This is a genomic window from Bradyrhizobium sp. cir1 (assembly GCF_014198245.1).
Classification (GTDB): domain Bacteria; phylum Pseudomonadota; class Alphaproteobacteria; order Rhizobiales; family Xanthobacteraceae; genus Bradyrhizobium.
In genome coordinates, this window is sequence record NZ_JACIHE010000001.1 from 407,421 (window position 1) to 430,334 (window position 22,914).

At 63.9% G+C, this 22,914-nt stretch carries 22 protein-coding genes and 1 pseudogene; 7 read left to right on the top strand and 16 right to left on the bottom strand.

Annotated features, from left to right (window positions below; all coding sequences use genetic code 11):
- Positions 1-185: 185 nt before the first annotated feature.
- Positions 186-1,658 (bottom strand): DASS family sodium-coupled anion symporter, encoded by a 1,473-nt coding sequence (locus tag GGD63_RS01960; protein WP_183239216.1) that lies wholly within the window; start codon positions 1,656-1,658, stop codon positions 186-188.
- Between the two features lie 244 nt (positions 1,659-1,902).
- Between GGD63_RS01960 and nthA the strand changes: the two genes are divergently transcribed.
- The 3 genes from nthA to GGD63_RS01975 are packed head-to-tail and all read left to right on the top strand — an operon-like array spanning position 1,903 to position 3,571.
- Complete coding sequence (nthA, locus tag GGD63_RS01965) at positions 1,903-2,538, top strand: nitrile hydratase subunit alpha (RefSeq protein WP_183239217.1); 636 nt, start codon at positions 1,903-1,905, stop codon at positions 2,536-2,538.
- Positions 2,535-3,194, top strand: coding sequence for a nitrile hydratase subunit beta (gene nthB / locus GGD63_RS01970; RefSeq protein ID WP_183239218.1), 660 nt, complete (start codon positions 2,535-2,537; stop codon positions 3,192-3,194). Before nthA ends, nthB begins: the two co-directional genes overlap by 4 nt.
- Entirely contained in the window at positions 3,194-3,571 is a 378-nt protein-coding gene (locus GGD63_RS01975) for a nitrile hydratase accessory protein (RefSeq protein ID WP_183239219.1), read from the top strand. The genes nthB and GGD63_RS01975 overlap by 1 nt, the downstream gene beginning before the upstream one ends.
- Positions 3,572-3,718: 147 nt before the next feature.
- Here the strand turns inward: GGD63_RS01975 and queC are convergent, their stop codons facing one another.
- Complete coding sequence (gene queC, locus GGD63_RS01980) at positions 3,719-4,432, bottom strand: 7-cyano-7-deazaguanine synthase QueC (protein ID WP_183239220.1); 714 nt, start codon at positions 4,430-4,432, stop codon at positions 3,719-3,721.
- Between the two features lie 126 nt (positions 4,433-4,558).
- Here queC and mazG point away from each other — a divergent pair, with 126 nt between their 5' ends.
- On the top strand, positions 4,559-5,413 hold the full coding sequence (mazG, locus tag GGD63_RS01985) for a nucleoside triphosphate pyrophosphohydrolase (RefSeq protein WP_183239221.1): 855 nt from the start codon (positions 4,559-4,561) through the stop codon (positions 5,411-5,413).
- Between the two features lie 194 nt (positions 5,414-5,607).
- Here mazG and hflX read toward each other — a convergent pair whose 3' ends face one another.
- From hflX to GGD63_RS02040, 11 genes are all read right to left on the bottom strand, one after another.
- Positions 5,608-7,005: a GTPase HflX gene (gene hflX, locus GGD63_RS01990; protein WP_183239222.1), complete on the bottom strand. Its 1,398-nt coding sequence runs from the start codon at positions 7,003-7,005 to the stop codon at positions 5,608-5,610.
- Between the two features lie 11 nt (positions 7,006-7,016).
- Complete coding sequence (hfq, locus tag GGD63_RS01995; protein WP_007591126.1) at positions 7,017-7,265, bottom strand: RNA chaperone Hfq; 249 nt, start codon at positions 7,263-7,265, stop codon at positions 7,017-7,019.
- A 249-nt stretch (positions 7,266-7,514) separates the two neighbouring features.
- The gene (locus GGD63_RS02000) at positions 7,515-8,885 is read right to left on the bottom strand and encodes a sigma-54 dependent transcriptional regulator (protein ID WP_183239223.1); all 1,371 of its coding nucleotides are present in this window, start codon (positions 8,883-8,885) and stop codon (positions 7,515-7,517) included.
- Positions 8,886-8,902: 17 nt separating this feature from the next.
- A complete protein-coding gene (locus GGD63_RS02005; protein WP_183239224.1) occupies positions 8,903-11,305 on the bottom strand; it encodes a PAS domain-containing sensor histidine kinase in 2,403 nt (800 codons plus the stop codon).
- A 207-nt stretch (positions 11,306-11,512) separates the two neighbouring features.
- Positions 11,513-11,977 (bottom strand): hypothetical protein, encoded by a 465-nt coding sequence (locus tag GGD63_RS02010; RefSeq protein WP_183239225.1) that lies wholly within the window; start codon positions 11,975-11,977, stop codon positions 11,513-11,515.
- Positions 11,961-12,881 (bottom strand): DUF2950 domain-containing protein, encoded by a 921-nt coding sequence (locus GGD63_RS02015; RefSeq protein WP_183239226.1) that lies wholly within the window; start codon positions 12,879-12,881, stop codon positions 11,961-11,963. Before GGD63_RS02015 ends, GGD63_RS02010 begins: the two co-directional genes overlap by 17 nt.
- The gene (locus GGD63_RS02020; protein WP_183239227.1) at positions 12,878-14,530 is read right to left on the bottom strand and encodes a DUF3300 domain-containing protein; all 1,653 of its coding nucleotides are present in this window, start codon (positions 14,528-14,530) and stop codon (positions 12,878-12,880) included. Before GGD63_RS02020 ends, GGD63_RS02015 begins: the two co-directional genes overlap by 4 nt.
- Positions 14,531-14,654: 124 nt before the next feature.
- Positions 14,655-16,532, bottom strand: coding sequence for a HAMP domain-containing sensor histidine kinase (locus GGD63_RS02025; protein WP_183239228.1), 1,878 nt, complete (start codon positions 16,530-16,532; stop codon positions 14,655-14,657).
- A 103-nt stretch (positions 16,533-16,635) separates the two neighbouring features.
- Entirely contained in the window at positions 16,636-17,046 is a 411-nt protein-coding gene (locus GGD63_RS02030) for a hypothetical protein (RefSeq protein WP_183239229.1), read from the bottom strand.
- 23 nt (positions 17,047-17,069) lie between these two features.
- Positions 17,070-18,305, bottom strand: coding sequence for an HlyD family secretion protein (locus GGD63_RS02035; protein ID WP_183239230.1), 1,236 nt, complete (start codon positions 18,303-18,305; stop codon positions 17,070-17,072).
- Positions 18,298-18,732 carry a hypothetical protein gene (locus GGD63_RS02040; RefSeq protein WP_183239677.1) on the bottom strand — a complete coding sequence of 145 codons (435 nt, stop codon included), beginning with the start codon at positions 18,730-18,732 and terminating at the stop codon, positions 18,298-18,300. Before GGD63_RS02040 ends, GGD63_RS02035 begins: the two co-directional genes overlap by 8 nt.
- A 162-nt stretch (positions 18,733-18,894) precedes the next feature.
- Here GGD63_RS02040 and GGD63_RS02045 point away from each other — a divergent pair, with 162 nt between their 5' ends.
- The 3 genes and pseudogenes from GGD63_RS02045 to GGD63_RS02055 form a co-directional block, all read left to right on the top strand.
- On the top strand, positions 18,895-19,350 hold the full coding sequence (locus GGD63_RS02045; protein ID WP_183239231.1) for a hypothetical protein: 456 nt from the start codon (positions 18,895-18,897) through the stop codon (positions 19,348-19,350).
- 156 nt (positions 19,351-19,506) lie between these two features.
- Positions 19,507-20,280, top strand: a complete 774-nt coding sequence (gene ppk2 / locus GGD63_RS02050; protein ID WP_183239678.1) for a polyphosphate kinase 2 — start codon at positions 19,507-19,509, stop codon at positions 20,278-20,280.
- Positions 20,281-20,349: 69 nt separating this feature from the next.
- Positions 20,350-20,681: pseudogene (locus GGD63_RS02055) on the top strand (polyphosphate kinase 2); the annotation flags it as partial.
- Positions 20,682-20,737: 56 nt separating this feature from the next.
- On the opposite strand, the gene GGD63_RS02060 reads toward GGD63_RS02055, so the two are convergent.
- The 3 genes from GGD63_RS02060 to GGD63_RS02070 form a co-directional block, all read right to left on the bottom strand.
- On the bottom strand, positions 20,738-21,172 hold the full coding sequence (locus GGD63_RS02060; RefSeq protein ID WP_183239232.1) for a hypothetical protein: 435 nt from the start codon (positions 21,170-21,172) through the stop codon (positions 20,738-20,740).
- 330 nt (positions 21,173-21,502) lie between these two features.
- A complete protein-coding gene (locus GGD63_RS02065) occupies positions 21,503-21,814 on the bottom strand; it encodes a response regulator (RefSeq protein ID WP_312013020.1) in 312 nt (103 codons plus the stop codon).
- A 207-nt stretch (positions 21,815-22,021) separates the two neighbouring features.
- Positions 22,022-22,645 (bottom strand): response regulator transcription factor, encoded by a 624-nt coding sequence (locus tag GGD63_RS02070; protein WP_183239680.1) that lies wholly within the window; start codon positions 22,643-22,645, stop codon positions 22,022-22,024.
- Positions 22,646-22,914 lie beyond the last annotated feature (269 nt).

Here is a 22,914-nt window from a genome sequence, read left to right on the forward strand (position 1 = left end):
CGCGCGACGGGGAGAGAAACAGCGGTGAGGATCCGGAACGAACGCGCTGCACCGCAGCACGCACCATCGCCTTTTCCGGTCTTTCTTGCAATTTCAGATATTTGACGGGAGTTGGACGAAGATTTCCCAATCCCTCCGCGGAGAAGAATATTCCTCCGCCGAGGGCGATCAGCCGTTAACCTGGCTCAGGAGACCCTCAACCAGGGCAGCACGATCAGCAGGAGCCCCGCGAAATAAAGCAGCCCGAAGATCAGTCCAAAGCCCCAGAACTGCCCTTTCCCGATAAAGCCGCTGCCGAAATACATCGGCGCCGGCCCCGTCGCATAGGGCGAGATCACGCCCATCAGGCCGAGCGAATACATGCAGAGCATCGCAAGCGTCGTGACCGGCAAGCCTGGAATGCCCGATCCGACCGCGAGCACCACCGGCAGCACGGCGGCCGCATGCGAGGTGATGCTCGAGAAGAAATAGTGGATCCAGAAGAACAGCGCGACCAAGAGGAGCATCGCAGTCGACGGCGACAGTCCAGCGAGCGGCTTTGCGTATTCGGTCGCGAACCATTTGATGAAGCCGATCTCGTTGAGGCCCGAGGCCAGCGTCAGCAGCGAGGTGAAATAGAAGAACACCTCCCAGGCGCTCTTTTCGCTGACGATGTCGGCAAACTCGATCACCCCCGTGACCAGCATCAACGAGATCACGATGAAGACGACGGTGGTGGCGTTGACGAAGTTCGAGCCGAGCACCGGGACGCGGATGTCAGGGCTGGAACCGGCGATCCACAGGAACATCGCGAGCACGATCAGCGCCAGCATGATCCATTCGTTGCGCGACATCGGGCCCATGGCGCCGAGCTCCTTCGCCGCCCATTCGGCGATTTCCGGGCTGCGCTTCACCTCGGGCCGACACACGACGTAGCTGAGCAGCGGCACGACGATCATCAGGAGGATGCCGAGCGGCGCAAAGCCCATGAACCACTGACCCCAGCTGACCTCGACGCCGACGGTCTTCTTCGCGATGGCCAGCGCCGCCGCATTGGGCGCGAGCGCGGTGAAGAACAGCGAGCTGGTGACTGCGGTTGCCGCAAAAGCCGTCCACATCACATAGGTGCCGATCTTGCCGGCGGTCGGTCCGGGCTCGGAGCCGTAGATGCGCGGGATGTTGCTGATGATGGGATAGACGATGCCGCCGCTGCGCGCGGTGTTGGACGGCGTTGCCGGCGCGAGCAGAAAATCCGACATGGCGACTGCGTAGCCCAAGCCGAGCGTGTTCCGGCCGAGCTTCTGAACCAGCACCAGGGCGATGCGGCGGCCGAGCTGGCTCTTGCGATAGCCGATCGAGAACACGAAGGCGCCGACGATCAGCCACACCGTGCTCTCGGCAAAGCCCGCCAGCATCCAGCGCAGCGATTTACCGGGATCGGGATCGATATAGCCGGCGACGCCCGCGACCGTCAGCCCGATGAATCCGACCGCGCCGACCGGCATCGATTCCAGGATGAGCCCGGTGATGACGGCCGCGAAAACGGCAAAATAGTGCCACTGATTGACGTTGAGCCCCGTGGGCACCGGCCACAGATAGATCGCCAGCCACACCACGAGCGGCGCGATCAGCTTCCAGCGGAACCCTTGTCCCTCAGGCGCCTGCGAGCTAGCGGCCATGGGCCCTCCCCTTCGATGATCGTCGCGTTGGTCCGGCCAAACTGACCGAGCCGCTTTTGTCCCTTGCGCCGCGTATACGGATTGTCCTCGGTGCAATCAATGGCCGTCCGGGACGATCTGTTGGGATGGCTTCGCCAGATTGCCGGCGTCAATGTTAGCGCACAACGGCGTCACGAACACGTGGCCGGATTGCGCTACAACGAACGCTCGACAGAAACGGACCAAAGCGCCTATCTTTGCCGCCATGAGCCACGATCACGACCATCATCATCACCACGATCATGACCATTCCGAGCTGTCCGAGACCGAACTGCGCGTGCGCGCGCTCGAGACGATCCTGACCGAAAAAGGCTATGTCGAGCCGGCGGCGCTCGATGCCATCATCCAGGCCTACGAGACCAAGATCGGCCCGCACAACGGCGCGCGCGTCGTCGCCAAGGCCTGGACCGATCCGGCATTCAAGCAGGCGCTGCTCGAGGACGGCAGCAAGGCGATCGGCACGCTCGGTCATGTCAGCCGCGTCGGCGATCATCTCGTCGTGGTCGAGAACACGCCAGAGCGACACAACATGGTCGTGTGCACGCTGTGCTCCTGCTACCCTTGGGAGATGCTGGGGCTGCCGCCGGTCTGGTACAAGGCTGCGCCCTATCGCTCGCGCGCGGTGAAGGATCCGCGCGGCGTGCTCGCCGATTTCGACGTCAGCTTGCCGAAGGACATGGAGATCCGGGTCTGGGACTCCACAGCCGAGACGCGCTTCCTGGTGCTGCCGATGCGCCCTGAGGGCACCGAAGGCTGGAGCGAGGAGCAGCTCGCCGAGCTCGTCACGCGCGATTCCATGATCGGCACCGGCTTCCCGAAAACGCCGGGAGCGCCGTCATGAACGGCGTGCACGACATGGGCGGCATGGACGGGTTCGGCAAGGTCGAGCCCGAGCCCAACGAGCCGGTGTTCCATGCGGAGTGGGAATCGCGGGTCCTGGCGATGGTGCGCGCGATGGGCGCGGCCGGCGCCTTCAACATCGACACCTCGCGCTTCTATCGCGAGATGATCCCGCCGCACATCTATCTCTCGAGCTCCTACTACAAGAAATGGTTTCTCGGGCTCGAGGAGATGCTGATCGCGAAGGGCTATCTCACCCGCGAGGAGGTCGCCGCCGGCCACGCGCTGCAGCCAGCAAAGGCGCTCAAGCACGGCAAGCTGGAGCGCGACGATGTCGAGCGCACCATGGTGCGAGGCAAGTTCGCCCGCCCTGCTCCGGCGCCCGCCAGGTTCAAGATCGGCGATCGCGTGCGTGCGAAAAACATTCACCCGGTGACGCACACGCGGCTGCCGCGCTATGTGCGTGGGCATGTCGGCGTCGTCGAGCTCAACCACGGCTGCCATGTGTTTCCGGATTCGGCCGCGATGGAGCGCGGCGAGAATCCGCAATGGCTCTATACGGTCGTGTTCGAGGGACGCGATCTCTGGGGCGAGGACGGCGATCCAACGCTAAAGGTCTCGATCGACGCGTTCGAGCCGTACCTGGACCCGGCGTGATGAGCAGCACGCTTGCTGCCGCCGCCACAGCGGCCATTCCGAGCATTCCCCGCGATGACGATGGCCCGGTGTTCCGCGCGCCCTGGGAGGCGCATGCCTTCGCGATGGCCTTGAGCCTCCACGAGCGCGGCGTGTTCACCTGGCCCGAATGGGCCGCAGCGCTCGCCGACGAGATCAAGCGCGCGCAGGCCGCCGGTGATCCTGACACGGGCGAGACCTACTATCTGCACTGGCTTGCCACGCTGGAAGGCCTTGTCGCGCGGAAAGGCGTCGCATCATTGGAGACGCTGCACCGCTACCGCGACGCCTGGGACCACGCGGCGGACCGCACGCCGCACGGCAAGCCGATCGAGCTGCGGGACGAGGATTTTAGGTAGCTCGTTGATTGGCACGCTCGCGCCAAGGCCTCCACTGTCATTCCCCGCGAAGGCGGGGAATCCAGTACGCCGCGGCTTCTCGGCTCAAGCATGGTCTCTGGAATACTGGATCGCCCGCCTTCGCGGGCGATGACACCATTTCCTTGATTAGCGCCCCGCCACGTACTCGTTCCACCCCTTCGCCCGCAGGCTGCACGCCGGGCACTCGCCGCAGCCATAACCCCAATCATGCTGCGCGCCGCGTTCGCCGAGATAGCAGGTGTGGGACTGCTCGCGGATCAGATCGACCAGCTCGTCGCCGCCGAGATCATGCGCCAGCTTCCAGGTCGCGGCCTTGTCGATCCACATCAGCGGCGTATGCAGCTCGAAGGGCCTCGCCATGCCGAGCGAGAGCGCGGCCTGCATGGCGCGGATGGTCTCGTCGCGGCAATCGGGATAGCCGGAATAGTCGGTCTCGCACATGCCGCCGACGATGTGGCTGATGCCGCGCCGGTAGGCCAGCGCCGCGGCGAAGGTCAGGAACACAAGGTTGCGGCCCGGCACGAAGGTATTGGGCAGGCCGTCGGCCCCCATCGCGATCGCGACGTCGCGCGTCAACGCCGTCTCGGACACAGCCGCCAGCGTCGGGATCGACAGCGTATGGCTCTCCCCGAGCTTTGCGGCCCAATCGGCGCGCAGGCCCTTGATGCCGTCAAACAGCCGCTCGCGGCAGGCCAGCTCAATGGCATGACGCTGGCCGTACTCGAACCCTAGCGTCTCGACGCGGGCAAAGCGGCTCAGCGCCCAGGCGAGGCAGGTGGTGGAATCCTGGCCGCCGGAGAACAGCACCAGCGCGGTTTCGGAGGAAAATGCGTCACTCATGGCCCGCGCTTTAGCACTGCGCACCTCGCCCGCCAATCGGTGGAAATCGGCCTGTTCCGCCGCACGCCGCTGGGAACGGCGGCCCGCTTTTGGCATAAGGCTTTGGACCCAGGAGACTGCCCCGCAATGACCCCTTCCCGCGACATTTCCCGCCTGATCGAGATCATGGCGGCACTGCGCACGCCAGTGACCGGCTGCCCCTGGGACCTCGAGCAGAACTTTTCGACGATCGCGCCCTACACGATCGAGGAGGCCTATGAGGTGGCGGACGCCATCACCCGCGGCGATCTCGACGATTTGCGCGAAGAACTCGGCGACCTCCTGCTCCAGGTCGTGTTCCACGCCCAGATGGCGTCGGAGCAGAACGCATTTGCATTCGGGGACGTGGTCGAGGCCATCACCCGAAAAATGATCCGGCGTCATCCCCATGTCTTCGCCGACAAGGACGGCAATCTCGCCCCGCACCACGTCAAGGAAGTCTGGGACCGCATCAAGGCCGAGGAGAAGGCCGAACGCGCAGCGCGCCGGCCGCCGGAGGAAAACCCGTTGCACAAATCGCTGCTGTCAGGCGTGAAGGCCGGCCAACCCGCGCTGACGCGCGCGATGGAGCTGCAGCGCAAGGCCTCCACCGTCGGCTTCGACTGGAACGACCCGCGCGCGGTGCTGCAAAAGATCCGCGAGGAGGCTGACGAGATCGAGGCCGCGCTCGATCGCAACGACAATCAGGAGCTTGCCGAGGAAACCGGCGACCTGATGTTCGCACTCGTCAACCTCGCCCGTCATGTCGATGCCGATCCGGAAGCCGCGCTGCGCGCGACGAACGCGAAATTCGAGCGGCGGTTTGCCTATATCGAGCGCGCACTGGAGGCACAGGGGCGGACGCTCGAGCAGGCGTCGCTGGCGGAGATGGACGCGTTGTGGAATGCGGCGAAGGGTGATGAGAAGCCGGCCTCAGAGGGACGCAAGGAAGCGCGCAGCTAGCTCCGCTGTCGTCCCGGACAAGCGCGCGCAGATCCGGGACCCATAACCCCAGGGAGGCGTTGTAGCGGCGATCTGATAACCACGAGTCTTCGCCAAACGACGTCCTGTGGCTATGGGTCCCGGATCTGCGCTTACGCTTGTCCGGGACGACAGCGCTGTTGAGGAAGCAGTTGGCGTAACTCCCGCGGCGGGACCTACGTCGCATGATGCGGCACGGCGTCGAACCTCGACACCACGATATCCCGCTTGGTCTCGTCCACCCGCACCGTCATGTCGAAGCGGCCGTCGTGCAGCTCCTTGGCCAGCACCTCGGAATTGCGGTGCAGCCAGCTGATGCCGGCGCCGTCGGCGGCGTCGATGGAGAGATCGAGCGTGGTGCGCTTGGCGGCTAGCCGCTGCTCGATCGCGGCGAGCAGCGCGTCGATGCCCTCGCCCGATACGGCGGAGACCAGCATCGCCGGATGATCCTCCGGCCTGCGCGCGGCGATGTTCAAGAGTTCTTCGCGCTGCTCGGGCTCGTAACGGTCGATCTTGTTCCAGACCTCGATGATGCGGCCTGAGTCGTCTGGATTGATGCCGAGCTGGCGCAGCACGGCGTCGACGTCGCTTTGCTGCGCCTCGGCATCCCCATGCGAGATGTCGCGGACATGCAGGATGACGTCGGCCTCCAGTACCTCCTCCAGCGTGGCGCGGAAGGCGGCGACGAGTTGCGTCGGCAGGTTGGAGATGAAGCCCACGGTGTCGGACAGCATCGCCTTGCCGCCATGCGGCAGGTTGAGCGCGCGCAGGGTCGGATCGAGCGTCGCGAACAGCATGTCGGCCGCCTGCACGTCGGCGCGCGTCAGGCGGTTGAACAGCGTCGACTTGCCGGCGTTGGTGTAGCCGACCAGTGCGACCACGCGGTACGGCACGCGCTGGCGGCCGGCGCGATGCAGCCGCCGTGTCGCCTGCACCTTCTTCAGCTCACTCTCGAGCTTGGTGATACGCTCCTGGATCAGGCGACGGTCGGCCTCGATCTGGGTCTCGCCCGGACCGCCCATGAATCCGAAACCGCCGCGCTGGCGCTCCAGATGGGTCCACGAACGAACCAGGCGCGAGCGCTGGTAGTTGAGATGCGCGAGCTCGACCTGGAGCGAGCCCTCCTTGGTCTTGGCGCGGCGGCCGAAGATTTCCAGGATGAGACCGGTGCGGTCGAGCACCTTGGCGTGCAATTCCTTCTCGAGATTGCGCTGCTGGATCGGCGCCAGCGCGCAATCCATCACCACGAGCTCGACGTCGAGGCTCTTGGCCAGCGCGGCGATCTCCTCGACCTTGCCCTTGCCGATATAGGTCGCGGGCCGGATCTGGCTGATCGGCGCGATGATCGCATCGGCAATGACGAGATCGATCGCGCGCGCGAGGCCGGCGGCTTCATCGAGCCGGGCCTCGGCATCCCGCACGACTTGACCAGAAGAGGCATGGCTTTCCGATTGCGCGTCGGCACTGCCCGCGCGCACCCGCAAATAGGGGCCGATGACAAGCACCCGCCCCGTCTGCTTAGCCCCTGCCGACCGCCGACGGTCGGCATCCCCGTCGAAATTCCGGGGTTCCAATCAGATCACTCTCAAGCCGGCTGATCCTCGCCGCCTTCGAACAACTGGATGGGCGCGCCCGGCATGATGGTCGAGATCGCATGCTTGTAGACAAGCTGCGAGTGACCGTCGCGACGAAGCAGCAAACAGAAATTGTCGAACCAGGTCACGATACCCTGGAGCTTCACTCCGTTGACCAGAAAGATCGTCAGTGGCGTCTTGGTTTTGCGAACGTGATTAAGGAAGGTGTCCTGTAGGTTTTGTGCGCGGTCTGCCGCCATTGTTTTTTTCTCGCTTTGAGTTTCTTTTTATTGCGCCGGTTGCGGCCCTCTTTGTGAAATTCGGGGCCTCTTCCGGTTGCCGTTCCTCATGAGATCCCCCTCGGGAGGAACAGCGGTTCGATTAGAAGACAGGTCGGGATATTAGGCAAGCCGCTTCACGCGGCAGCCCGCGCCGTATTGCCCCGAAAAACTACGGAAATCGATGATTTTCTTCGCTTATTCCCGAGATGCCGCTGCAACGTCGCAGCGCTAGCCGACGCCGAGCGCCTTCAACTTCCGATGCAGTGCCGACCGTTCCATGCCAACGAACTCAGCCGTCCGAGAAATATTTCCTGAAAAACGGCTGATCTGTGCAATCAAATAGTCGCGCTCGAACACTTCGCGTGCCTCCCGCAGCGGCAGGCCCATGATGTGCTCGCCATTGTTACTGGTGGGCATCGCCGGCACCATCGAGCCGACGTCCTGCGGCAGCATGTCGGCGGTGATGATGACCTCCGGGCCGCCGGCGGCCAGAATCATGACTCTTTCAACGTTGTTGCGGAGCTGGCGCACGTTGCCGGGCCAGACATGCGATTGCAGCACCGCCATCGCGTCCTGCCCGATCTGGCGCTTGGGCAGGCCGCTGCCGGCCGAGATCTGCTCCATGAAGTAGTCGATCAGCTCCGGGATGTCCTCGCGCCGCTCCGACAGCGCCGGCACGCGGATCGGCACCACCGAGAGCCGATGATAGAGGTCCTCGCGGAAATGGCCGGCCGCGATCTCCTCTTCCAGGTTGCGCGCGGTCGAGGAGATGATGCGCACGTCGACCTGCACCTTGGCGGTGCCTCCGACGCGCTGGAACGACTGCTCGACCAGCACGCGCAGGATCTTGTTCTGGGTCTCGCGCGGCATATCCGCGATCTCGTCGATGAACAGTGTGCCGCCATGCGCTTCTTCGAGCGCGCCCGGCTTGCGCGGCTGCTCGCCGTTGGACTGCTCGACACCGAACAGCTCGTGCTCCATCCGTTCCGGCGTGATCGCGGCGGCGTTGATGACGACGAACGGGCCGTCGGCGCGGCCCGAGGCCGTATGCAGCGTACGCGCGGTCAGCTCCTTGCCGGCGCCGGCGGGGCCGACGATCAGGATGCGGCTGTTGGCCTTGGCCGCGCGCTCGATGGTCTGGCGCAGCTGGTTCATGCTGGGCGAGCGGCCGACCAGCTGGCTGGCGCTCGGCGCGAGCTGCTTCAGCTCCTTGACCTCGCGCTTGAGCCGCGAGTTCTCCAGCGCGCGGTTGGCGACCAGGATCAGCCGGTCGGCCTTGAACGGCTTTTCGATGAAATCATAGGCGCCACGCTTGATCGCGGCGACCGCGGTCTCGATGTTGCCGTGGCCGGAAATCATCACGACCGGCAGATCGGCATTGTCCTTCTTGACCTGCTCCAGCAACTGCAGGCCGTCGAGCTTGGAGCCCTGCAGCCAGATGTCGAGGAACACCAGGTGCGGCCTGCGATTGGCGATCTCGGCGAGCGCCGTGTCGCTGTCGCGTGCGGTCCTTGTGACGAACCCCTCGTCTTCGAGAATGCCCGCGACGAGATCCCGAATATCGGCCTCGTCATCGACAATCAGAATTTCACTAGCCATGGGTCGCGCCTGTCTTGTCAGCTGCCTGTTGAGGCTTCGATTTTCGTTGAATCATTGGTCTTTTCTTCCGGCCCTTTGGTTCCGGCCGCCGGCTCTTTTGTTTCCAGGTCCTTGCCGGATTCCTTGACAGATTCCGGGGACGTTTCCTTGATGTCCGGCTTGGCCGCGGGCTCGGGCGCCTGCTCGGCTCCCTGGGACTTCGCAGGCTGGCCGGAGATCGCAAAGCGCATGCGCATCCAGGCGCCGCGCTGGCCCTCGCGGAAATCGGAGGCGTCCTTCAGCTCGATGCGCCCGCCATGGTCTTCCAGCACGCGGCCGACGATGGCAAGGCCAAGGCCGGTGCCCTTGGCGCGTGTGGTCACGTAGGGCTCGAGCAGCCGCGAGCGCGCGACCTTGGGCAGGCCGATGCCGTTGTCGATCACGTCGATCAGCACGTCCTCGCCCTCGCGCGACACCACGACGTCGATGCGGCCTTTGCCGAGCTCCTCCGGCGGGACCTGCTCGATCGCCTCGGTGGCGTTCTTGACGATGTTGGTGACCGCCTGCGAGATCAGCCGCCGGTCGAACTGGGCCCGCAGCGGATCCTCTTTGAATTCCGCCTCGATATCGAGCTCGGGATGGGCGACCTTCATCAGGAACACCGCCTGCCGCACCGTGTCGGCGACGTCCTCGCCCTCCATCACGGGCTTCGGCATCCGCGCAAAGCGCGAGAACTCGTCGACCATGCGCCTGATATCGTCGACCTGGCGCACGATGGTGTCGGTGCACTGGTCGAAGATCTGCTTGTCCTTGGCCTCGGTGATGTCCTTGCCGAACTTGCGGCGGATGCGCTCGGCAGAGAGCTGGATCGGCGTCAGCGGGTTCTTGATCTCGTGGGCGATGCGGCGCGCCACGTCGCCCCAGGCCGAGGTGCGCTGTGCCGAGACCAGCTCGGTGATGTCGTCGAGGGTGATGATGTAGCTGTCGTGCGGCTGGTTCTTCTCGGCGCTGACGCGGACCGAGAGATTGCGTTCCTGCCCGTCGCGCGTGATCGTGATCTGGCCCTGCACCAGGCGCTGGGTCCCTTCCCGCGCCGTCTTCATCATCTCGTCGAGCTCGGGCAGAACGTCCGAGAGCGGATGGCCCAGCGTCTCCGCTTCGGAGTGCCCGATCAGCTTCTCGGCGGAGCGGTTGAGGATGCCGACGCTGCCCGAGGTATCGACGCCGATGATGCCGGCGCTCGCCGAGGACAGCACGGCCTCGATGAAGCGGCGACGGCTGTCGATGAGGTCGCTGGCGTTGACGAGCTCGTCGCGCTGGCTGCGCAATTCCTGCGTCATCTTGTTGAAGGTCTCACCCAGCTGGGCGAGGTCGCCTTCCGACTGGTGCACCGGAACTTTGACGTGCAGGTCGCCGGTCGAAACCGTATGGGCCGCGTTCATCAGTCGCCGGATCGGCGCCACCAGCGAGTTGGCGAAGTTCAGCCCGATCAGCACCGAGGCCATCAGGATGGTCAGCGCGATCACCGCGAACATCAGCGCGAAGGCGACCTGGATGCCGAGCCGCCGCGACTCGATCTGGGCATATTCGGCGACGCTGACCTCGGTCTGCTTGAGCTGGTTGACCACATTGGGATCGAGAGGTCGCGCGACATAGAGGAAGGTGTCGTTGAAGGCACGCAGCCGGATCACGGCCGCAACGAAGCTCGCATCCGGCAGCACCGCGATCTCGGGCTCGTTCTCGTTGACGTTGCTGAGGAAGTCCGGCGCCGGCGGCGAATAGGCCAGCCGCATGCCAGTGTCGGCGGATTCCAGGATGTTGGTGTTCTTGTCGATGATCATCGCGCCCGGCAGATTGCGGGAGCTCGCACTGGCGGTCAGCATCTCGCGGAACGAGCGCCGGTCCTGGTCGTACAGCGGCCTGGCATGGGCGATGTCGTTGGCCATGCCGAGAATGTCGCCGCGGATCAGCTGAGCATGGTCCTGCATGTAGGCGCGCGCGATGTTCAGCGAGTTCTGGATGACCTCCTTGGTCGGCCCGGAGAACAGCCGGTCGAGGCCGCGCTCGAGGGTGACGTTGGCGACCACGGAGACCAGCACCGCCGGCAGCACCGCAACGATCGAGAACAGGCTGACGATCTGGACATGGAGCCGCGCCGCCGCCCTTCCCCGCCGCCGCGCCAGGATGAGCTGCCAGAGCTCGCGGACGATGATCCCGACCAGCAGCAGGATGGTGCCGGCATTGATCAGGTAGAACGAACGGACCACCTCCGGCGTCGGCTCGATCCGCGTCAGTCCGGTCAGGACCAGGAAGGTCAGCAGGCCCGACAGCAGTGCCAGCGCCACGGCAAAGGGCGCCAGCCAGCGTCGAGGCGACCAACGTCGCGGCTCTTCGGCTGGGGCCGTGTCAAAGGATGCGGCCGAGGTATCTGCGCTGGTCATTCCGGCAATGGGTGCTGAAAACGGGTCCGCGGCGGGCGGAAACTGATGTATTCGTACCACATTGTTGCCGAGACACTACAGTGTCAAATAGCCACGTGATCTCAGAGGCTTACGGAATTCAACTTCTTCTTTTGGCCACGATTTACCAAAATGGAGCAGTCGGGATTCGACGGTCGCCGGCCAGCTCGACGAAGCCGGACGAGAGCCTCACTTCAGCGAAATGGTGATCTGGCTGATGTTTGCCGCGAGCTCCAGGCCCGCCTTCGGTCCTTGCAGCACCAGCGTCACGCCCTTCTCGTTGCGCAGCTGGACGCCGTTGATGCCGCCAACCAGGGCGAAGCCGCCGCCGACGGAACTGTACGTCCCGGCAAAGTCAGCGACGTCCCGGATGCCCGACGCCCGTCCCTCGAACCGACCAACGCTCGCGCCGGCTGTTATGCCGAAGCTGAGGCCCGCGACGGTGAAGGGATAGTTCCGCCCGCGATAATTCAACACGCCGCTGCCCGCGCCGCCGCCGACCAGAAGGCCGGCCTTGACGATCTTGACGCGGACTTGCCCGCTCGCCTGTGCAAAGGATGGCGTGGCCGGCATCGCAAGCAGGACGAGCACCAGCGCCGCGAGGCCGGTTGCGATGGCGCGCAGGACGCGTTCCAGCCTAGGGCTTCTCGGCATCGACCTTCTTCCACGTCTGGTCGGGATCAAACAGCGTCGTCCGCGGCGCGATGAAATCGGTCCGGGTGCCGAGATCCTTCTGGTAGACGGTGCCGGCGTGGTTGACCAGAAAGGTCATCACGCCGGAATTGCCATACTCAGCGGGCCATGCGATCAGCGCGAAGCCGCCGATCATCTTGCCCTTGACGACGTAGTTGAGCGCGCCGCCGGGCGCGTCGGCCCCCTGGCCTTTCAGGATACGGAAGTAGTAGCCGTGATAGGGGGCGGGCCCATCGCCTGCGCCTTGCTTGTAGCCTTCGGCCGCGGCCTCCGCGACCAGCGCGCCGAGCGGGCTTGGATCGGCATCGTCACGCCAGAACAGGCCGTCCTTCTTGCCGGCCGTGGAGAGGAAGCGCTGCGCATAGATGCCGGCACCCTCGCCGCGATCCTTGTCGGCATATTCGTTCTGCGCATCGACATAGGCGAGCGCGGTCTGGATCGCGTCGAGCTCGTTGCGGCCGATGCGGCGGCGAAGCACCTCGATCCGGCCTTCGTCGGTGTCGAACTCCCAGCCGGTCCTGGTGTTGACCAAGGGAATCGGGAACGGGAAGTCGTCCGGGCCGAGCATCAGCGTGGCCTTCTTGTTGCCCTCGGCCTTGATCGCATGCTTGGCGTCGTACATCGAGACGAACCGCGCGCGGATGTCGGCGTCGGCGACCTCGTCGCCGGACGAGACGATGTCGTCCGCCGCCTTGCCCAGCACCTTCAGGAGATCGCGCGGGCCGCTCTTGGCCGCAGCAGCGAGAGCGGCGGCCGCGTCCTCCGGCGTCTTGTAGGATTCCTGCGCCTGCGACACCGATCCAAGAAGCGCCAGCACCATGATGCCGGGCAGTACCGCGCGACAAAGCGACATCAGACCGATCATGGCGCGACCTCCGCAGGAATCTTCGCGCCGCCGGCGAGCCAATCGCTGTAGGTGCGGAATTTCAGGCCAAGCTTTTCGTAGCGGACGCGCAGATAGCCGTCGCTGCCGCGGGTCACCGCATCAGGCATTACGCTTTCGACCTCCTGCGCCATGACGCCGACATAGGCCTTGTCGCTGCCGATATAGCTGAAGCGATAATAGCCGAGACCGTTGCCGAGATGGCCGAGCAGTGCGATGTCGTGCTTCAGTGCTATATCCGAGCGCCGGCCACCGCCGCCTCCACCACCACGCATCGCCATGCCGCCACCGCCGCCGCGACCGGCAAAGCTCGGCCCGCCGCCGCCACCGCGCGGCATGCTCGCCATGCTCGATCGTCCGCGCGCCGACGCTGCGGCCGCCGCCCGGCCGGAGGAGACGTTCATGGCGCCGCCGCGATTGCCGCCACCGCCACGATTGGCCGCACCGCCGCCGCCACGGGTCGCAGCCTTGGCGCGGTCGCCCCCGCCCTTGGCACGATCACCTCCGCCCTTGGCACGATCCCCGGCACCGGCCCGGTCGCCGCCACCCGGCCGGTCGCGCGTCCCTGCACTGGGGCGATCCCCGGCGCCAGGACGATCGCCGCGATTGCCGGCGCGATCACCGGGCCCGCCACGATCGCGTGCACGATCGCCAGCGCGGTCTCCAGCACCCTGGTTGGGACGCAGCACCTGGTTGCCGTCACGACCGCGGAAATCCATCCGGTCCGACACACCGGCCTTCAGATTGTTGTTGCCGAAGCGCTGCTGAACATTGGTGTTGTTGTAGCGCACGCCCTGGCGATGGGCCGGATTATGCTGCCAGCCGGTATTGATGTTGGTGTTGCGATGATTGACGTAGACGTTGCGGTTGCCCCAGTTGCAGCCGCCGCCCCAGTAATTGCCCCAGCGCCCGATTGCCCAGGCCGTGCCGAACGCGAGCCCGGCCGCGACCACGCCGGCGCCGATATAGGAGGGATAGCCCCAATAATACGGCGGATATTCTGCATAGGGCCAGGTGCCGTAGACCGTCGCCGGATCGTAGTACGGCACATACATCGTCGCAGGATCGGCCTGCTGGATGACGACGACCTGCTTGCCTTCCTGCGACTGAACGCTGACCTTCTGCTGCTTGGTGGTCACCAGCTTCTTGTTGTCATAGGCCTTGTTGCGCAAGCGCTGGATCGCATCCATTACGTCGGGCTGCTGGGCGAGAAAGGCATCACCCAGCTTCTGGGTCCAATCGAGCTTGTCGCTCATCATGGCAAGAACCTCGGCCGTGCTCGCGAGCGCCTTGACGCTGTCGTCCCAGGCCTGCTTGTCGACCTCGGTCTTCAGCGCATCACCCTTCAGCGTCTTACGCTCCTTCAGCCAGCGGTCGGCCTGCACCACTTCGAGCGGATAGGTCGACGCGGCCAACACGTTGGCGAGCAGCTCGTCGGGATAGAGCGCGATCGGCGCAACCAACGCTTCGAGCTGTTCCGGCTTCAACAGCTCCGCAGCCGGTGCTTGCGCGGTTGCAGGCTGCGCCTGCGTGCTCGGCGTCGCCGGCTTGTCAGCCGTCTGCGCAAATGCCGCGACCGGCATCGCCAGCATCAGCGCAATGGCCATCAGGGTCTTGCCGCAGCGAGACATTCCACCCTCCATCGGACTTTCCGGTCGCGAACATCGGGCCGCGGCATGGGCGTTTGTTGATCGAGATCAACAAACGCCGCTTCGCGTCTTGTTGCGGCGCGAGAGTGGTATGGCGGAGACGCCTTCAACGAATGAGCGGCAGCCTGATCGTGAACAGGGCACCGCCCCCCGGCTGGTTCTCAGCGGCGATCGTGCCGTGATGGGCCTCGATGATGGTCTTCACGATCGCAAGTCCCATTCCCATGCCTTGCGGCTTGGTCGTGAAGAACGGATCGAAGATGTTTGCGAGATCCGCGGCGGCAATGCCTGGACCGGTATCGGAGATCCTGATCTCGGCCTGGCTGCCGGCGCGCGTGGTCGACACGGTGATTTCGCGCTTCTTCATGTCGGCGTCCGAGACTGCATCCATCGCATTGATGATCAGGTTGAGCACGACCTGCTGAAGCTGGACGGGATCGCCCTTGACGTGCAGATCCGCGAATGCGGGCATGTAGGTCAGCGCGATGCGGCGTCCATCGGCGACGGCGGTCACCAGTCCGATCGCCTCCCGCACCGTGTCGTTCAGCTCGATATCCCTGACCTCGAACGGGGTCTTCTTCAGCACGCTGCGCAGCCTGCGGATCACCTCGCTCGCCCGCTGGTCGTCCCGTCTGATGTCGGCGAGGATCTGCCGGACCTCGTCGATATCGGGCGGTGCGGCCCTCAGCATGAGCTCCGCGGTCTCGGCGTTGGTCAGAATGGATCCCAGCGGCTGGTTCAATTCATGCGCGATCGAGGTCGTCAGTTCGCCAACGGCCGAGTACCGGTTCACGTGGGCGAGTTCCGCGAGCCGCTGGCGCGATTCCACTTCGGCGAGCCGGCGGCGGCGACGCTCATGCAGCAGCCCGCTGATGAGCCCGGCCTGCACCAGGAATACGGCCGAGATCATCAGCATCTGCCAGCGATAGCGCTCCCAGATGTTCGGTTCGCGAAACAGGATTTCGCTGCCGGGAGGCAAGCGGCTCTCGCTGATGCCCCAGCGCTGCAATTCCCGCCAATCATATCTCGGCGCCGCGAAGCCGAGGGGCTCATAGGTGATGCTCGCAGGTTTTTCGCCTCCGAGAACGCGGATCGCGACGCTGACGGTCCTCGAACTCGTCTCCGCAACCGAATGCATCGGTCCGCCGACGGTGCTGCCCCCGAAGAACGGGTCCTGGTAGGAAAAGATCGGCGCATTCGCGACTGCGTGCAGGCTGCGCAGGGCGATGTCGCTCTCGTGGACGATCCCGGCTGCATCGACCGACATCAGGCCCCAGAACAGCACCGTGTGCGGGGGAAGACTCGATGCACGTTTCAGGATCTCCTCGAACGACAGGTCCGAATACCAGATGAGCTCCAACCGCTCGTCCAGAGGTTTCAGTTCGCGTTTCAGCTCCTCTATCCAGAACTTCTCGAGCGGCGAGGCACCGATCACGATTGCGACCGCCCTGGTATCCGGCAGCACCTGGAGGATGTTGGCGAATGCAGCCGTGAAATCGTTGCGGATCGCCACGACGACGTCATTGTCGGTAAGATCGGCGCGGTTGATCAGCCGGTACTCGACCGCGGAAAGAATCAACGGCGTATCGGGGAACAATCTCGCGCGGTATTTCTGGGCAAACCGGGCGGCGGGTGCGCCAATGGTCAACACGATATCGGGCAACGCCCCCTGGTAGAGCGATTGCAGATACTCGACGAAGGGCGCCTCGGGACCAGGATTGTTGAACCGCGCTGTGAGCAGCGCATGCTCCTGGATGTCGAGCGGCCATGGCGATTGCCGCTCGAGCTCCGACTTGATGTCGCGCGCGTATTCGCTCCACGGCCGAAACTCGCGGCCAAAGGAATGCAGCAAGAGCACACGCTTGAACTCGCCGCGCAGGCTCCGCTCGACGCCACGGGCCTCGTCAGGCGACAGGCACGCGACGACGAACAAGCCCAGGCAGAACAGCACGGCCGGCCATGACCTGACCGAGGCAGAGGACATGCGTCCGCTCAGCTCCAATCCCCGCAGCTTCCGGTGGCTGCTTTCCCAACAATTCTAGCGGCAATTGTCGCGCACGGACAGTCCGCGAAGACACGATCTGTCGCTAAGAGGCCGGACAACGGAAATAGCGGATCTCCATCTCCTCCATGCCCGGGAATAGCCGGATGATGCTGTTTGCATCCACCTCCTTCAGGCTGAACTGAATGCTGGAGAGCATCATGTCGGTCGCGCAGGCCGCCACCAGGTTGACGTTCGGACCGTTGTCCTTCCGCGCTTTGATGCGGCAGCGCGCGAATTTTCCAACGATCTGATCTCCGTCGACGATGAAACCGCCGCCATAGACGTCCGACATGTCGGTGAAGCCGAGCTGCGCGCCCTTGCGCGCAAACACCTTGCTGCAATTGTCGGCATCGCCGGCCCAGGCGCCGTTGAGGTCAAGGGCCCTGGCGCTGGCAGCCGCAACAACAAGCGAGATCAACGTCGCGCCGAGCGTGACCATTTTCCGTGAACCCATGTGCTTCGTCCTTCTCTCGTCGTTCAATGGCCGCCGCTCAGCACGAGCGTCTGGATCGGCAGCAACAGCGCCTGGATCCGCAGCAGCAGCGCGTGCACGAGGCCGACGCCGTCCACGACGTGCAGCGCGATCTTCCGGCTGGTCGGCGTATCCTTGGCCGAGATTTCCTCGTGGTTGCTGGTGTAGGCATTGACGATGCAGCTGCTACCAGGCGTGACTCCCTCGAGCCCTCCCTTGTAGAGCGGCTCCATGAATACAAGGATCGTGCCCGGACGAACGGCATTCTGCGCTTCCAGCAATTGCTCTCCGGACCGGAACTGCCCGGCTGCGATGTAGTCCTGCACGGTCGTGATCAGCATCGGGATGATCACCCACGGCTTGGATACGCAGGTCGCCTCCGCCACCATGCCGGTCTTCATCACCTGCGCCTCGATCTGGCCGAAGCCGGCCTGGAGAAGCTTGCGGCCGGCCTCTTCCGGAATCAGGACGCCCGCCGGGCGCATCATCTGGTTGACGACGTCGCCGGGACGAACCACGAACTGTTCGACCCGCCCGTCGACACCGGCGCGCACGAACGTCTTGTCGAGATCGACCTGGGCCTGGTCGAGCGCGGCCTCAGCGCTGGATTTCTGCGCCGGCAGCAGCGTGGAAATCTGCAAGGATGCGGATTGCTTCGCGGCGTTCGCGGCATCGACACCGGCCTGGCGCTGATCGACCAGGACCTGGAGCTTCTCGATGTCGCGCTGTGGAACGATGCCGGGGTTGCGGCGCTGGAGCTCGCTCTTGACCTCGAGCTCGTCCTTGGCCTGCTGGTAGTTGGCTTTCGCCTCCGCGATCTGTGCCTCGGCCTTGACGACGTCGGCCTGCGCCGCCTGCATCGCGGCATCGACCTCGGCAACCTTGCGCTTGGTAGTCTCGAACGCAGCCTGCTGCTTGGAGCTGTCGAGCGTGAACAGAACATCGCCCTTCTTCACCGGTGCGCTGAAGCCGACCTTGACCTCGGCAACACGGCCAGAGCTTTCGGGCAGGATCGGCACGGTTCGGAAGTACAGCGTCGCCGACTGCGTTGACGGGTGAAAATAGAAGATCATCGTGATCAACGAGACCGTCAGCATCAGGCAGCTCGTAATGCCCCAGCGCAGCTCGTACCAGACCGAGAAGAAGGTGATCTCCTTGCCGAAGCGCTTGCCCTGGCGGTAGCGGCGGTAGAGGTAGTCCGGCAAGATCGTCACCAGGGAACAGATCAGGAGCTCAAGCATGGCTGTGCTCCTTTTCCTTGGCGGGGCCCGCCTTGTCCGGTGGCGGCTGTACGACGCCATCCCCCGCTTGTGCCGGGCCTGCATACACCTCACCCTCTCCCGGCGTGGCGTCGGCAATCTTTTCGACGGAATCGGCAATGCTGCGCAGCGGCGTTCCAAAATCCGGGATATCGATCATCGCCAGCAGCAGGCCCGCGATCCAAAAAATGTGCATGTGGGTGAACAACGAGATCAGGCCGAGCACCGCAACGAATTCGAACTGCAGCTTCTGCGATTTGTGCGCCATCCGCTCCGGCAGGCTGTGCAGCTTCCAATAGAGCGTGCCGACCCAGAGGATTGTGCCGATCAGGAAGACGCCCATCACCACCATCAGCGTATCGGTCCCGCTTCCAGGCGCGAGATAGAACGGCAGATGGTGCGGAGCCATCGGATGAAGCTGGTCGCTCAAACGTCTCTCCCGGTCAGCGAACGTGCACTTTCGGCACTGTGTTCAGCTACCTTCCCAATTTGCTTGATTTGAATCAAGGGAACACCCGCGGCCGGACCTAGCGTTCCCTAAAGCTTTGCACAATCAAAGGGAGCCGCTGCCATGCCTGGTCTCGACGATCTCATTCCCAGTGCCACGCAGATCCGCAAAGAGGCCGCGCTCAAGGAGGCGGAGAAGGCGGAAGAGTATGTCCGCCTCGCGGCGGCGGCCGAGGCCGAGAAGCGGGCCCTGATCGAGCGACTGAGCAAGCCGTCCGGCAAGACCGAGGAGGAGAAGATCAAGCTCGCCTCGACGATTATCCAGCGTGCGGTGCGAAACGGGCTCACCGAGGTCATGGTCTATCGTTTCCCGAACACGCTCTGCACCGACAAGGGACGCGCCATCAACCAGATGGAAAAGGGCTGGGAAAATACGCTGACCGGCATCCCAAAGGAGATATTTCAGCTCTGGACCGACTATCTGAAGCCGCGCGGCTATCGCATCGCCTATCAGATCATCGATTTTCCGGGCGGCGTGCCCGGCGACATCGGCGTGACCATTTCATGGGGCGACGACTAGCGCCCGGAGCATAACGTGTTGAGCGGCTGATAGCGCAACCGCGAACTGATAAAACATTCGATTGTTGCTTCTGGCCATGCACGAGGAGCGCTCCAATTGGCGAAAGATGGGCAAAAGAAGCGTCAGTCAGCCGAAGCAACCAACGCCTCCGGCAAGATGAAGCGCAAGGAATTCGAGAAGGAACTCGCGAAGCTCCAAGTCGAACTAGTTCGCCTGCAGACTTGGGTCAAAGCCAAGGGTGCGCGCATCATCGTGGTTTTCGAGGGCCGCGACACGGCGGGCAAGGGCGGCGTGATCAGCCGTATTACCGCCCGCACGAGCCCGCGGGTCTACCGGCACGTGGCATTGCCCGTCCCGTCCGACCGTGAGAAGACGCAAGTCTACGTCCAGCGCTACATTGCGCATTTCCCGGCGGCAGGTGAGATCATCCTGTTCGACCGCTCATGGTACAATCGCGCTGGTGTAGAGCATGTAATGGGCTTCGTCAGCGACGAGGAGTACGAGCGCTTCCTGGCGCTCGCTCCTGCAGTCGAACGGGAGATGATCGTCAAAACCGGAATCATCCTGCGGAAGTACTTTCTCGATGTCAGCCAGGACGAACAGCGGCGCCGCTTCGAGGCCAGGATCAATGACCCGGTCAAGCATTGGAAACTGAGCCCGATGGATACAGAATCGGTTTGGCGTTGGTGGGACTACACGGCGGCCTACCAGCGCATGATCGAGGCCACGCACACGCCAGAGACGCCATGGTACATCGTGCCAGCCGACGACAAGCGCCGCGCCCGGCTGAACCTGATCCGGCATCTGATCGACAGCATACCCTATAAAAAGGTCGACATAGACCTACCGAAGATCCCCAAGCCGCAGGCGCGGCCCAAAGGCGCTACCGAAGATCTGGGCGCAGGCGAGCCGATCCCCAGCCGTTACTGAGGAAGCCAGCACGCGCTAGAGCCTTCTCCGGCGCCCAGCGCGCGAAACGCCTTGGCGCAGGGATGGAGGAGCAGGGAACGCCGTTTCATGGCGCGCATCGAGGATCCGCTGTGGCAGTGGAAGCTGAGCCCGATGGACACCGAGTCGTTCGGGCGCTGGTATGATTATTCGCGTGCGCGCGACATGATGTTCGAGGCGACTGACACCATACGCCGTGGCGGCTGATCCGCTCCGACGACAAGCGGCGCGCGCGGCTCAACGCAATCTCGCACATCCTGAGAACGATCCCGTACAAGAAGGTCAAGCGGGAGAAGGTCAAGCTGCCGCCGCGGTCGCACAAGGGACGCTACGACGACCAGGCAAGCCTGCGCGGGCGGAAGTTCGTCGAAGAACGGTACTGAAATGTGAAACGGGCTGCGGTGACGCAGCCCGTCTGCTATGAGCCCTGCTCCCGGATCTATTTCAACCGTATCGTCACCCCGCCGACCGCGGCCGATACTTCGGCGCCGACCCTGGGTCCGCTGAGCTGAAGGATGACGCCATTGGCGTTCTGCAGCTGCACGGCACCTGCCCCTGCCGCAACGGCGCCGCCCGCTCCGCCCGCCGCATAGGAGCCTTCGATGGAGGCGGGACCCTTCAGATTGAGGGCGCGGCCGACGAACTTCGTCGTCGAGGCTCCAACCGTGAAGCCGACGCTCATGCCGGAGACTGTGAAGGGATATTTCTTGCCCCTCAGGAGCAGCACGCCCTCCCCGCCGCCGACGCCGACGATGAACCCGCCCTTGGTAAAGACGACCGCGACCTGGCCGGTCTCGGCACGCGAGGGCGTGCTGAAACCGGCAATGGCTGCGAGCGAGGCGACCAGGACGGCGCCGACGGTGAACTTTCTCATGACGTTTCTTCCTCCTATTGGGTCAGGATCATGGCGAAGGAGCCAAACACGGTAAGCAGGATGAGCAGCAGAGCGATTTCGACCGTACCGTCGCGTCGGATTGCGCCGGGTCGGCAATGCCTGGCTGTCATCTACAAGACTGCATTGGGGCGCCTTGGCTCTCGCCAGGCTTGATCTGGATCAAGCAAGGCGCTGACGCTCGAGCTCCTCGACTTGAACCTCCTGGCTCTCACGACCCCGGTGCCGCCGGGACAGTTCGCGTCCGTCCGCAGCGGCGCACCGACGAAGATGCTGGAGCCAGTATCTCGACAAATGACCGGCATTTCCGCGCTATGGCGCGGCCGCACGCGTGACCGACTCGATCAATGATTGTGCGGTGAACGGCTTTGTCAGATAGGCGACGCAACCCGATGCAACCGCGGCAGTGCGGTTCACCGGGCTGTCATTGCCGGTAATGTAGATCACTGGCGCGGTGACGCCCTCCTCCGCCAGCTTGCGGCGCAGCTCGACGCCGGACTTGCCGTCGAGATTGATGTCGAGGACGATGCAGATCGCCTCGTCGAAACCGCCGTGATCAAGCAAGGCCTCCGCGGAATCGAACAGCCTCACATCGAATCCGTGCGCGCGCAGCAGCCTGTTCATGCTGACTCGCATGGATGGGTCGTCGTCGACAATGAAAACTGACCCGCGCATCGGCAAGAAAGCGGCCTTTCGGACTCGGCATGACGGTGACGCGGCGACTGCAATCAGGACGTGCCGCAATCGCATGGCAGCACCGCGTCAACGCGCTTCATATTGTCCTTTGGGGCAGTGACACCGCGGGAACTGCATTCGAAACGACGGTGCAGCCTAGCGGCCGTTCGGATCCAGCATTCCAAGCCGCTCCGCGATCGAAACGAGCTCGGCAAGCGAATGAACCTGCATCTTCTCCATCACCTGGTGGCGATGCGCTTTCACGGTTCGCTCGGTCGTCCCGAGCTCGTAGGCGATTTGCTTGTTGATCTTGCCGCGGACGATGAGATCGAACACCTGCCGTTCGCGCTGCGTCAGCGTCGCAAGGTGCGCGCGAAATGCCTCGAGCCTGCCGCGATGGCTGCGCGCGGCATCTTGCCTCGCCAATGCACGCGCGATCGCATCGAGCAACAGCTCCGATGAAACCGGTTTGGTCAGGAAGTCTTCCGCTCCCGCCTTGATGGCCTGCACGGTCGTCGGCGTGTCGGCGTGACCCGTCAGGAATATGATCGGCAACGTCGAGCCCGCGGCGATCAGGCGACTTTGCAGTTCAGGGCCGCTCAAGCCCGGTATCCGCACGTCGAGCAGGATGCATCCCGGCTGCTCGTCGTCCAGCGCTGCGTTCAGGAAGTCCTGCGCCGATGCGTAAGTGACGACGTCATAACCGGCAAGCTTCAGCCGGCGCTCGATCGCCGTCCGGAACGATGCGTCGTCATCGACAACGTGGACAAGACCGGGCACCATTTACCTCGCGTAAAATTCAATAAAGCAATCTTTAACCGAGGCCGCGTGGTTGCCAACGGTTCAAAAATCGAAACATTTGCTTCGCAACAAAATACTTTCCGGCTCCATCGAGGTCTTTCTCAGTCCGCGCAGCGATCGCCCCCGCTGTCCCTTGGGACATTGACCCTTGGGACAATGGATTGAAATACCGCCTTAGTCGTAAATCAACCTCGACGGGAACGCGATTGCGCGGCGCATTTCCGGTGCGAGAGATTTTTGTCTCAAAG